Annotated in this window: 10 protein-coding genes and 1 pseudogene; 6 read left to right on the top strand and 5 right to left on the bottom strand. The window is 46.5% G+C overall.

Features of this window, described 5'->3' with window-relative positions; genetic code table 11:
• Window positions 1–1,002 carry a zinc-binding alcohol dehydrogenase family protein gene (locus EKN56_RS14330; RefSeq protein ID WP_130592408.1) on the bottom strand — a complete coding sequence of 334 codons (1,002 nt, stop codon included), beginning with the start codon at window positions 1,000–1,002 and terminating at the stop codon, window positions 1–3.
• A 105-nt stretch (window positions 1,003–1,107) separates the two neighbouring features.
• Here EKN56_RS14330 and EKN56_RS14325 point away from each other — a divergent pair, with 105 nt between their 5' ends.
• Window positions 1,108–2,019, top strand: coding sequence for a LysR family transcriptional regulator (locus tag EKN56_RS14325; protein ID WP_130592407.1), 912 nt, complete (start codon window positions 1,108–1,110; stop codon window positions 2,017–2,019).
• Here EKN56_RS14325 and EKN56_RS14320 read toward each other — a convergent pair.
• The gene (locus EKN56_RS14320) at window positions 2,016–2,669 is read right to left on the bottom strand and encodes a Rossmann-fold NAD(P)-binding domain-containing protein (RefSeq protein ID WP_130592406.1); all 654 of its coding nucleotides are present in this window, start codon (window positions 2,667–2,669) and stop codon (window positions 2,016–2,018) included. The two genes, EKN56_RS14325 and EKN56_RS14320, sit on opposite strands and share 4 nt — an antisense overlap.
• A 276-nt stretch (window positions 2,670–2,945) precedes the next feature.
• Window positions 2,946–4,613: an energy-dependent translational throttle protein EttA gene (gene ettA / locus EKN56_RS14315; protein ID WP_130592405.1), complete on the bottom strand. Its 1,668-nt coding sequence runs from the start codon at window positions 4,611–4,613 to the stop codon at window positions 2,946–2,948.
• Between the two features lie 530 nt (window positions 4,614–5,143).
• Between ettA and EKN56_RS14310 the strand changes: the two genes are divergently transcribed.
• The 3 genes from EKN56_RS14310 (at window position 5,144) to trpR (ending at window position 8,628) form a co-directional block, all read left to right on the top strand.
• A complete protein-coding gene (locus tag EKN56_RS14310; RefSeq protein ID WP_130592404.1) occupies window positions 5,144–5,956 on the top strand; it encodes an FkbM family methyltransferase in 813 nt (270 codons plus the stop codon).
• Between the two features lie 341 nt (window positions 5,957–6,297).
• Window positions 6,298–8,244, top strand: a complete 1,947-nt coding sequence (gene sltY / locus EKN56_RS14305) for a murein transglycosylase (RefSeq protein ID WP_142665265.1) — start codon at window positions 6,298–6,300, stop codon at window positions 8,242–8,244.
• Between the two features lie 78 nt (window positions 8,245–8,322).
• On the top strand, window positions 8,323–8,628 hold the full coding sequence (gene trpR, locus EKN56_RS14300; RefSeq protein WP_130592403.1) for a trp operon repressor: 306 nt from the start codon (window positions 8,323–8,325) through the stop codon (window positions 8,626–8,628).
• An 18-nt stretch (window positions 8,629–8,646) separates the two neighbouring features.
• Here trpR and yjjX read toward each other — a convergent pair.
• Window positions 8,647–9,174 (bottom strand): annotated as a pseudogene (gene yjjX / locus EKN56_RS14295) (inosine/xanthosine triphosphatase).
• A gap of 55 nt (window positions 9,175–9,229) precedes the next feature.
• On the opposite strand from yjjX, the gene gpmB reads away from it, so the two are divergent.
• A complete protein-coding gene (gene gpmB, locus EKN56_RS14290) occupies window positions 9,230–9,877 on the top strand; it encodes a 2,3-diphosphoglycerate-dependent phosphoglycerate mutase GpmB (protein WP_130592402.1) in 648 nt (215 codons plus the stop codon).
• Here gpmB and robA read toward each other — a convergent pair.
• Window positions 9,874–10,743, bottom strand: coding sequence for an MDR efflux pump AcrAB transcriptional activator RobA (robA, locus tag EKN56_RS14285; RefSeq protein WP_130592401.1), 870 nt, complete (start codon window positions 10,741–10,743; stop codon window positions 9,874–9,876). The two genes, gpmB and robA, sit on opposite strands and share 4 nt — an antisense overlap.
• A gap of 338 nt (window positions 10,744–11,081) precedes the next feature.
• On the opposite strand from robA, the gene creA reads away from it, so the two are divergent.
• Window positions 11,082–11,561: a protein CreA gene (gene creA / locus EKN56_RS14280; protein WP_130592400.1), complete on the top strand. Its 480-nt coding sequence runs from the start codon at window positions 11,082–11,084 to the stop codon at window positions 11,559–11,561.
• The last annotated feature ends 30 nt before the right edge of the window (window positions 11,562–11,591 follow it).

Genomic DNA, 11,591 nt, shown 5'->3' with positions numbered 1-11,591 from the left:
CTAAAACTCAATCGCTATCTTACCCGTCATATGACCTTCCAACTGCTTCGCATGAGCTTGAGTGATTGTCTCTACGCTAAGGCCATGTAACGTAGTATTCAAGGTACCTTTCAGATAGCCTTTATCAATCATATTGGCTACCTGCTGCAGAATACGACCCTGCTCCGCCATATCTGGTGTTTGGTACATACTGCGGGTAAACATCAGTTCCCAGTGCAGGGCAACACCTTTAGAACGAATCAGTGATTGTTCCAGCGGCTGGGCGCTTTCTACGATTGAGCAAATATGACCAAACGGCGCGATAACTTCACTCATGGATTTCCAGTGGCCATCGGTATCGTTCAGACAGAAAATATAGTCAACCTGCTTAATATCGTGCTTTAACAGGTTCTCTTGCAGATTGCGGTAATCAACGGTCAGATCGGCACCACGTTCCAGACACCATTTAGCTGACTCAGGTCGGGAAGCGGTCGCAATAATGCGTACTTTGCTGCGTAACGCTGCCAGCGGAATGGCTAATGAACCAACGCCACCGGCACCGCCAATAATCAACAGGGTCTTATCACTGTCGGCATCCTGAATTTTCAGATGTTCAAACAGACCTTCCCATGCGGTTAGTGCGGTAAGCGGGATCGCAGCAGACTCTACCCAATTCAGAGATTTTGGTTTATGGCCGACAATACGAGAATCAATCAGTTGATGGGTAGTATTGCTGCCTGAGCGGGTGATATCTCCGGCATACCAGACTTCGTCACCTGGAGCAAAACCCGTCGCTTTAGGACCAACCGCGACGACGATACCCGTCGCATCCCAGCCCAGAATGCGAGGTTGCGGTAAACCATTTTTCTTCAAACCGGCATGAACTTTAGTATCTACCGGGTTCATGGCAATCGCTTTGACTTCAACCAGCAGATCAAACTCGCCCGGAGTCGCTTCAGGCACCGGAATCTGAATAAATTGTTGCGGGTTTGCCGGATCGACAGCGATAGCATATTTGGACATGGGATATTCCTTTCAGGATAGTAATTGGCATTCAGTCTAGCGGTACAAATAAAAAGTGATAAGATGAAATTTGACAAACAAACTGTTTATCTATGGTGAACAATAGTGTTTAAACAATTGCAGGATATGGCGTTATTTACTCTGGTAGTGGAAACCGGTAGTTTTACCGCCGCAGCTAAACGAGCAGGGCTGCCGAAATCGAGCGTCAGTCAGCGAATCAGTCATCTGGAGCAGCAACTGGGATTGCGTTTGCTGATGAGAACTACCCGACAGTTAAGCCTAACCTTTGCCGGAGAGCGCTATCTGGTTCACTGTCAGGAGATGATACAAGCATCGGAACGAGCCAGTCAGTCGCTGCAAATGTTGAAGGCATCGCCCAGTGGCAGAGTGAGAATCACTGCACCGGCAGGGCTGGCGGTAACGCTGTTAGCGCCTATCGTGACCGATTTTCAGTTGCGTTACCCTGAGGTATCGATAGAAGTTTATGTTTCAGATACGGTAACCGATCTGGTCGGGGCGGGATTTGATATGGGTATCCGCACCGGAAAACCGCAGGACTCTACGCTAATTGGCCGCTTTCTTGGCCTGTATCCCCGTTATTTGCTGGCTTCGCCGCAATATTTATCACAGGCGGAGCCAGTCACTCACCCCAGTCAGCTGCAACAACATCGCTGTATTACTCACCGAGCCTGGTCAGAGTGTTGGTTGCGAAAGGGGGATGAAACCTATCGCTGGCTGCAGACGGCACATCATGTGACTGACAATTTACTGTACGCCCGTCAGTGCGCGATAGCGGGTGCTGGCATCACGTTTCTGCCGTCATTTCTGGCGACAGAAGTGGTTAAGCAGGGATTATTACAACCGGTGCTGGAGGAGTGGCGCGCGGAAGGAAACGAGCTTTATCTGGTTTATCCTAATCGCACATTAAATATGCCCGCGCTGGAACGCTTTGTTGAAGCGGTGATGTCTCATCCTCTGGTAGCCGAATATGCCACGGGACCAAAAGCAAAACGCTAAATCTGATTTTCCGCCGCTTTTTCTCGCAATTTATCAGACTGAATGATTTCAATAGCCGTTGAAGCAGGAGCAAAAGCTCGCATCCAGAGAACTTTAGCGACATCACTTGCCTGAATTGATTTCCACTTTCCGGGAAATAGTTTAAATATTGGGGCCGCAATCAGCTCATTTGCTCGTGGAGTTGGTCGATCGCCAAGTAACATTGAGGGACGGGCAATGGTTAAATGAGGCCAGTGTTGAGCCATCAGACTCTGTTCCATTTCACCTTTGGTTCGATTATAGAAGAACCATGATTTAGCATTGGCACCGATTGCGCTGACCACCAGATAGTGAGTCGCCCCCAACCGCAGAGCGGTTTTGCCGCCATGTACCGGCAAAGTTACATCACTAAAGTGAAAGGCCTCACGACTGCCAGCCGTTTTTATCGTGCTGCCAAGGCAACAAAAAGCCATATCAACCGGTTCTGTCAGCCCATCCAATAGTGCCTGTAAATCATCACCAACCGAATTCACCACCTTTGAAGCAACTCCCGATAGCGGACGGCGACTTGGCGCATAAATGCGGGCAATACGGGAATCGGATTCCAGCATACGAAGTAACAGGCTACCAATAAGCCCACTGGCTCCAAGTATTAAGACGGTTTTTGGCATAGTGGCTCCGGATAGTATTAATAAATTTATTAGAGAACTGACGGAAATTAATCGGAGGGAGAGGGTGCCGTGGGGGTCGACTTGGCGTAAGCCAACGAAGTGCCCGTAGGCAGCCTAGGCCCGACGCGCTCTGGTGCTAAGTACGAATTGTTTACCGGCCGAGCACAATGGCAATATAACTATTTTGCTCTTACGGCCGGAATATCCAACAATTCTATTGATAAAGCCCCATTCCGGGGCCCTATCAACAACACTTACAATAAGAATAGACCAGAACTACTTGGCGATCTTCTTATACTTAATACGATGTGGTTCCAGAGCTTCAGCCCCCATGGTGCGTTTCTTCCACTCTTCGTATTCAGTAAAGTTACCTTCGAAGAACTCAACTTTACCTTCATCGCCGTAGTCCAGAATATGAGTGGCAATACGGTCAAGGAACCAGCGGTCATGGGAAATAACCATCGCACAACCTGGGAACTCCAACAGGGCGTTTTCTAACGCACGCAGGGTTTCAATATCCAGGTCGTTGGTCGGTTCATCGAGCAGTAACATGTTGCCGCCAACCTGCAATAGTTTAGCCAGATGCAGACGACCACGTTCACCACCGGACAGTTCGCCAACGCGCTTGCCCTGATCGGTACCTTTAAAGTTGAAGCGGCCTACATAAGCGCGACTTGGTAATTCAAAGTTACCAATCTTCATGATATCCAGACCACCGGAAACTTCTTCCCATACGGTCTTGCTGTTGTCCATACTGTCGCGGAACTGATCCACAGAAGCCAGCTTCACGGTTTCACCCAGAATAATGGACCCGCTGTCAGGCTGCTCTTGCTGTGAAATCATACGGAACAGGGTGGATTTACCGGCACCGTTAGGACCGATGATACCGACGATAGCACCCTTCGGAATCGCGAAAGACAGATCGTCAATCAGCATACGGTCGCCATAGGATTTGGTCAGATTACTGACTTCCAACACTTTATCACCAATGCGAGGACCCGGTGGAATGAACAGTTCGCTGGTTTCATTACGTTTTTGATACTCAACGTTGTTCAGTTCGTCAAAGCGAGCAAGACGCGCCTTGCTCTTGGCCTGACGACCTTTAGGATTCTGACGAACCCATTCCAATTCTTTTTCAATCGACTTACGACGAGCGGCTTCAGAAGAGGCTTCTTGTTCCAGTCGCTTATCTTTTTGTTCCAGCCACGAAGAGTAGTTACCTTCCCATGGAATACCTTCACCACGGTCAAGTTCAAGGATCCAACCGGCAACGTTATCCAGGAAGTAACGGTCATGGGTAATCGCAACCACGGTACCTTCATAGTCGTGGAGGAAGCGTTCCAGCCAGGCAACAGATTCGGCATCAAGGTGGTTAGTTGGTTCGTCGAGCAGCAGCATATCTGGTTTTTCCAGCAGCAGACGACACAGTGCTACACGGCGACGTTCACCCCCGGACAGGTGCTCTACTTTGGCATCCCAGGGCGGTAAACGCAGAGCATCAGCCGCACGTTCCAATTGGTTATCGAGGTTATGACCATCGTGAGATTGAATAATCGCTTCCATCTCACCCTGCTGTTTTGCCAGCTTGTCAAAATCAGCATCGGGTTCAGCATAGGCGGCATAGATTTCATCTAAACGGGTTAGCGCATTTTTCACTTCGCTAACCGCTTCTTCTACCGCTTCGCGCACGGTTTGATCTGGATTTAGCTTCGGTTCCTGCGGTAAATAACCAATCTTGATACCCGGCTGTGGACGTGCTTCACCTTCAATATCGGTATCAATACCCGCCATAATGCGTAATAGGGTTGATTTACCGGCGCCGTTTAAACCCAGTACACCAATCTTGGCGCCGGGAAAGAAACTGAGAGAAATATTTTTCAGAATATGCCTTTTCGGGGGAACGACTTTCCCAACCCGATGCATCGTGTAGACGTATTGTGCCACTGTATTATAAGCCTCTTAATTACTGGGTTTTTTGATTATCCGTAAACGCTATACAACATAATCACCGAGCTATATCCCTTCGTGCTGCGATATCTGTTGGACCAGCCCAGTTGATAACCATCGACTGCGATAACAGTATTTTAGCCGACGGATATTATGATGGCGTAGTTTAGCCCTTTTCATCGCGCTATCCCAGTTATCTGCGCGTAATGTTGCAACAAAGTGAGGTTTGACACGGTTTCATCTGAAATCAGGCGACAGATTGAGGATATCTGTTCTGATTTTTTAAAGTTTTCTGGTGTGATTTTAGTGCGTAGCTGTTTGTTTTCTTGTTATTCCAATGAGTTAATTAATTTATTAAATAATAAAAATTTCTTTTCTATCATTTAATTCTAACCGGTTGTTTTTTAATACCTCAATGAGTTTTATATTGATGTGTTTAGATATAATACATTGACTTAGCTTCGCTTGTAGGCATTATATATACCTTATTTTTCAGCGTTTGCAATGCCACCTTACAAGGATGTCCCATGAATAAAAAGAAATCGACCCAGGAAAAGAAAATAACTCACGGATTATATAAAGTCGGTGAATCTAATTATTTACTATCCAACGGTCCGGACATGATTAGTGCCCATCTGCGCAAAGGCAAAGTATGGGAACAGGCTTGCCTTGATATTGCACAGCTATTAATTGAAAGAATTCAAAATCCGGTTTTGGTTGATGTTGGCGCAAATTTAGGTGCGTGGTCAGTACCAATGGGGCAGCATGTCAAGAAAGTTGATGGTCGAATTTATTCTTTTGAGCCACAGCGTCAGGTGTTTTATCAACTGTGTGCCAATTATCTAATTAATGATTTATCTAATTGTTATGCAAATAATATGGCGGTTGGTGATTATAACGGTGAAATAGATGTTCCTCAGTTAGATCCTCATCGTTCACATAATCTGGGCGCGCTGTCTTTAAATCCGGAAATTCGGATAGAACAACAATTTGTTATTTCTCCGGAAACTCGCTCAGAGAAAGTACGTATTGCTACCTTAGATAGTCTCAATCTGCCAAAAGCTCATTTAATTAAAATAGATGTAGAAGGTCTGGAACTTGAAGTTATTTCCGGGGCAAAAAACTGGCTATCAGAATCTGGTTATCCTCCTATTTTGTTCGAAGTATGGGGGGATTATATGCAGGGTATGATCGCTAAAAGAAACGAGTTGATGAGCCTGGTTGAAGGGCTGGGATATCATGTCGATCTGTTTGGTGAATTGTGTATTGCCCAGCATCATTCCAATAAGCGTTTAGGGCTGACAATCGGTGAAAACCAATTAACTATACAACGGTTATAAGATTTCTAATCTGCTGTACGATATAAACCCTCTTCGGAGGGTTTTTTGTTATCTGGCCTTTTTGAGGGAATCAAACGGCCAATTGATTGTCTGAATAAAATTACGCTCTCTGGCAATTTTAAAAGAGATGCTATCGCCAGCAATGGTAAAGTTTAATTGTTCATCATTGATATGATGTTTTTATCTGATTAATTTTTTCAGAGCCCTGTTTTTCGGCGTCGGCATGATAACGCTATACTATTATTGGTGTGATGATCGTGGTGTGGTTATTGGGTGTGATGCGAAATAAGTTGGCTCTGAAGCAGGCTAATATTTATAGCTTAATGACAGGAAAAGTGAGGATGTTTGTGACGGAAAATTGGCGCAGCTTAATCAAGAAAAGTACATTTGTAGCGGGGCTAATGGTGGCCGTAACGGCTCAGAATGCATGGGCTGATTCTCTCGGTGCCCAGCGCGAACGCTATCAGCAAGTGAAAATGGCATGGGACAGTAACCAGATGGATGAGGTTTCTCGCCTGATGCCTACGCTAAGCAGCTATCCACTTTATCCCTATCTGGAATATCGCCAACTGACTCAGGATTTAACCGCTTTAAGCGTTAAACAAGCCGGGCAGTTTGTAACGCGTTACCCTGCATTGCCGCTTTCGCGCAATCTGAAAAATAACTTTATTAATGAACTGGCCCGTCGTCAGGACTGGAACGGTATTGTTAGTTTTACCGCAGAAGCGCCATCTTCTATCGCGGCTCGCTGTAATTTCCACTATGCCCAGTGGGCGACAGGTAATCGCCAGCAGGCTTTTGATGAGGCCAAAACGATTTGGTTGAGCGGTAAATCATTACCTTCTTCCTGTGACAAACTGTTTGGCGAATGGCGTAATGCCGGTCATCAAACGGCATTGGTCACACTGGAGCGTATTCGCTTAGCCAGTGAAGAGGATAACACTTCATTAGTTAACGCCCTGATTTCACAGTTACCTGCCAGCTATAAAAGCATCGGGGATGGGCTCAGTCGGTTACAAAAAGATCCATTAAGCGTAGATGCATTTGCCCGTGAGTTTTCACCAACCGATTTTACCCGGGAAGAGACGCGTTTAGCCTTCGCAAAAGCGGCCCGTAAAGATGTGGAAAGGGCGCGGGCGATGTTACCGCAAATCGCCAGCGCGCAAAAAATGAGTCAGCAGGATAAGCAGGCGCTGGAAAGCAGCATCGCTATTCGCCTGATGAATAATAATGTCACCAGCGAGCAAGCCAGCTGGCGCGATGCCGCAGTGGCTCGTAGCACCGATGGTGACTTAATTGAACGCCGTATCCGCCTGGCATTGAGTAATGGTGACCAAAATGGTGTCGCTCAGTGGATTACCCGCTTGCCAGCTGAATATGCGGCAAAAGATGAGTGGCGCTACTGGCTTGCCGATAGCCTAATCACTAAAGGCAAGAAGAGTGAAGGGCAGACTATTCTGCGTGACTTAATGAGCAATCGCGGTTTCTATCCGATGGTTGCGGCCCAACGCCTGAATGTACATTATCCGGTCAGGGTAGAGAACGCAGTTAAACCAACCAAGTCGTTAACCCAACGTGCTGAAGTTAATCGGGTACGTGAGTTGATGTACTGGAATCAGGATAATCTGGCTCGCTCTGAGTGGCGTAATCTGGTGGAGAGTTTACCAAAACAGCAACAGGAAGCGTTAGCCCGATACGCTTTTGAGCAAGGCTGGGCGGACCTTAGCGTTCAGGCAACTATTGTCGCTAAACTGTGGGACCATATTGAAGAGCGTTTCCCGCTGGCTTATCCAAGTATGTTTAAAACTTCAACCAACGATAAAGATATTACCGTGTCCTTCGCTATGGCGATTGCTCGTCAGGAAAGCGCCTGGAATCCACAGGCTCAGTCACCGGTAGGTGCGCGTGGGTTAATGCAACTGATGCCAGCCACGGCGAAGCAGACTGCACAGCGTAATAGCGCTATTAGTTATAATAATGTCAGTCAGTTGCTCGATCCTGAAACCAATATCCAGTTGGGAACAACCTATCTGGAACATACTTATCAGATGTTTGGCAAAAACCGTATTCTGGCTGCCGCGGCATACAACGCGGGCCCAAGTCGGGTTAATAGCTGGCTAAATAACAGTGCCGGGCGTCTGGATGCGGTGGCGTTTGTGGAAAGCATCCCGTTTAATGAAACCCGTGGCTATGTGAAAAACGTATTGGCTTATGATTTGTTCTACCGTAGCTTTATGAGCCAGCCAACGATAGTTATGACTGACTCAGAGTGGAAACGTAGCTATTGATAAGATGTTTATCTCTGCATTTTTCTCCGGCTTATGCTATCGTACTAGCAAGATAGTTCATCAGCCGGAGAAAACCTCATGTCAGCATCAAATCAACAGCAAGAGTGGCAAGATTTTGTCACTCTGTTACAGAAATCTTTTGCCGATGAATATCAGCTCGACCTGCTACAGCTATTAATGACGCCAGATGAGCGAGAAGCTCTGGGCACTCGCGTAAGGATCATTCAGGAACTTATGCGTGGTGAAATGAGTCAGAGGGAGCTGAAGAGTGAACTGGGTGCAGGTATTGCTACCATTACCCGTGGTTCAAACAGTTTAAAAATGGCCAGACCTGAATTCAGAACCTGGCTGGAAGAGACATTGCTTAAAGACATTGATAAATAAACTGACTTTGAGCCTGACTTATTTATCATGTATCTGATAAATATCGTTATGAAAGGGTACAAAAGCCAGCAAAAGAGCCTGTTGATAGACGCTGGTTCGGGAAAGTCGGCCTTCAGTAAACAGGCCAATTGCCCCACCTTGTTGTTTAATATTGCTGATCCCGGTTAATTGAGCCATTTCATCACCCAGCTCTTTACCTTCATACAGGCTTTTCAGGATCACTGGAGGTAGCGTCAGGCTGGCTGAACGCGCTTCACCACGACACTGATTATTTTCAATGACAATTCAGGCAAATGTCATATCATCATCGATTCCGGCTTCGATACCAATCCAGAAGTCAGCTTCCGGTCTGACCTGACGGGCAGACATGACCCGATGACGGGCGCCGGTACGGGTTTCTTTATCGCCCATTGGTTGATTAGGGACTCCGCTGTTGACTTCAACGCTCTCGATTCGACAGCTATCAGGGCCAAACAGTTCGGTGAATGCCTCGCTAATGGCATTGATCTTAGCGGGGTTAGTGGTTGCTGCAATCACATGATACATAGAATTAAATCAAGGTAGTAAGAAAACAATTTCCACAGTATAACGGATAACAGGCATGACACAGGTATACTTAATTCGACATGGTGAAACAGAATGGAATGTTGCTCGCAGAATTCAGGGGCAAACGGACAGTAAATTAACCTCTTTAGGTGAATTGCAGGCCTGTCAGGCTGGTAAACGCTTAAAGAATATGGGTATCACTCATATCATTGCCAGTGATTTGGGACGCACTCGCCAAACCGCCCAACTGCTGGCTGAATATTGCCGTATTGAACCTACCTTTGATTCCCGTTTACGCGAGTTGAACATGGGTGTTCTGGAACAGCGCCGCGTCGATTCTCTCACGCCGGAAGAAGAACAGCAGCGTATGCTGATTCTTAACGGCACGCCAAATGGTCGAATTCCTCAAGGGGAATCACTAACCGAACTCTCAACCCGCATGCGAGCCGCATTAGAAGACTGTAAAAAGTTACCTGAAGGCAGCCGTCCGATTCTGGTTAGCCACGGTATTGCGTTAGGTAGCCTGTTGGGAAATGTGCTGGGACTGCCGCCTTATGCAGAACGTCGCTTACGCTTGCGTAATTGCTCTCTTTCTTTAGTAGAGAGCCAAAACAGCCCATGGCTGGCGCCGGGATGGATCGTGGAATTTGCCGGAGATACTCAGCACCTCACGGCAGATGCACTGGATGAGATCCAGCGTTAACGCTGGATCGGAATCATATATTCACCCGAAATTACCGCAGGGGCACTGTCACCGACTTTGACGCCTTTAGGATGGAATATTTCAATATCATAACCTTTACGGCGCGTCAGCTTCAGAAGCGGCAGGCAGGTTCCGTAGAGCGTCATGACAAACTGTTGTAATCCATCTGGCGGTCCGTTATAGCGGAACAGGGCGTATTCGCCTCCCTGAAGGATAATTTCATGGCCTTCAACGCCTGGTGGAGCATGTTCAGGTTCAATGGCGGTGGTATAGAACACTTCCTGCTCATCATCTTTTTCCTGACTCGGCCGGGTGTGGTTAAGGCCATACAGGATAGGCGGAACGTCTGTCAGGCCATGACCCAAATATTGAGTCCAGAACTGTGTCCGAATTGCCGTTTTGGAACGAGATAGTTCTTCCAGAGTACAGGTATAGCTCTGAGTCATTCCCACCAGCTGTTTCTCTTCCTGAACAACATACTCTACGGGTACTAAATTGTTGCCGGATAACTTAATTGGCGGACACATACCAATAGCGCTCCATGAGTCTGAGCGACGATAGAATGCCGGCGTTTGAGCAAATTGCTTTTTGAACGCTCGGGTAAAAGTTTGTTGGGAGTCAAAACGGTACTGTAGCGCCACATCCAAAATTGGCCTGGCCGTTAATCTTAAAGCTACGGCAGCTTTAGATAAACGGCGAGCGCGAATATAAGAACCAATAGCTTGCCCGGTAACTTCTTTGAACATTCTTTGTAGGTGCCATTTAGAATAGCCTGACTTTGCGGCAACATTATCCAGAGATAATGGTTGATCTAAATGATTTTCTAGCCAGTCTAGAAGATCGTGGATAATACTGGCTTGATCCATAAAAAAACTTCCTCATTAATTGGGCGCATTATCTACAGAATTGGCGTAGTCATACTGACTTATAACACTTTATAGTTAGTTTTAAACACTGCATCACAAAAAATATTTTTTAACAGGTGAAGGATACTGGCGCAATCTTTAGCGTGAAACAAGGTATTACTGTGCTATATCACAACATATCCCCTGCATCATAACAATTTTTAAATGTTCTGTTCCACGTCTATTTGACATAAGTTTATAGCTATGGTTTATCAGGTTGCAACTGGGCTTTAGTTGTGTACCGACCGACCATAATTGCATTAATATAGTAATTAATGGATGTTCACTGGAGATAGCTAATGAAGAAGGCCATTTTAGCACTTTGCTCTGCCACACTGTTTTGGTCGGTCTGTGCTCAGTCAGAAGAGATTGGCTCTGTTGATACGGTATTTAAATTATTGGGGCCTGACCATAAAATTGTCATTGAAGCTTTTGACGATCCCGATGTTCAAAATGTGACTTGTTATCTGAGTCGGGCAAAGACCGGAGGTATAAAAGGTGGACTGGGGCTGGCGGAAGATACCGCTGATGGCGCACTTTCCTGTATTCAAGTGGGGCCTATCACCCTCACCGATCGGATTAAAAATCGTAAAGCAGATGGCGAAGAGGTATTCCGTAAGCGTACTTCGATAATCTTCAAGAGTATGCAGGTGGTTCGCTTTTACGATAACAAACGCAACACGCTGGTGTATCTGGTCTATTCCGATAAAGTGGTCGATGGTTCGCCTAAAAATGCGTTGAGTACTGTGCCTATCATTCCCTGGGGCAATAGCCACTAATCACGGTTAGTCAGGCAAGTAAATTCAGAT

Origin of the sequence: Limnobaculum zhutongyuii, assembly GCF_004295645.1 — a bacterium.
Taxonomy (GTDB): domain Bacteria; phylum Pseudomonadota; class Gammaproteobacteria; order Enterobacterales; family Enterobacteriaceae; genus Limnobaculum; species Limnobaculum zhutongyuii.
This window is presented reverse-complemented; position numbering and strand designations above follow the sequence as displayed.

Bases quoted from the DNA above. Each gene is read 5' to 3' on its own strand.
- EKN56_RS14330 (WP_130592408.1), bottom strand. From the start codon at position 1,002: ATGTCCAAATATGCTATCGCTGTCGATCCGGCAAACCCGCAACAATTT.
- EKN56_RS14320 (WP_130592406.1), bottom strand. From the start codon at position 2,669: ATGCCAAAAACCGTCTTAATACTTGGAGCCAGTGGGCTTATTGGTAGC.
- EKN56_RS14310 (WP_130592404.1), top strand. From the start codon at position 5,144: ATGAATAAAAAGAAATCGACCCAGGAAAAGAAAATAACTCACGGATTA.
- sltY (WP_142665265.1), top strand. From the start codon at position 6,298: ATGTTTGTGACGGAAAATTGGCGCAGCTTAATCAAGAAAAGTACATTT.
- trpR (WP_130592403.1), top strand. From the start codon at position 8,323: ATGTCAGCATCAAATCAACAGCAAGAGTGGCAAGATTTTGTCACTCTG.
- gpmB (WP_130592402.1), top strand. From the start codon at position 9,230: ATGACACAGGTATACTTAATTCGACATGGTGAAACAGAATGGAATGTT.
- robA (WP_130592401.1), bottom strand. From the start codon at position 10,743: ATGGATCAAGCCAGTATTATCCACGATCTTCTAGACTGGCTAGAAAAT.
- creA (WP_130592400.1), top strand. From the start codon at position 11,082: ATGAAGAAGGCCATTTTAGCACTTTGCTCTGCCACACTGTTTTGGTCG.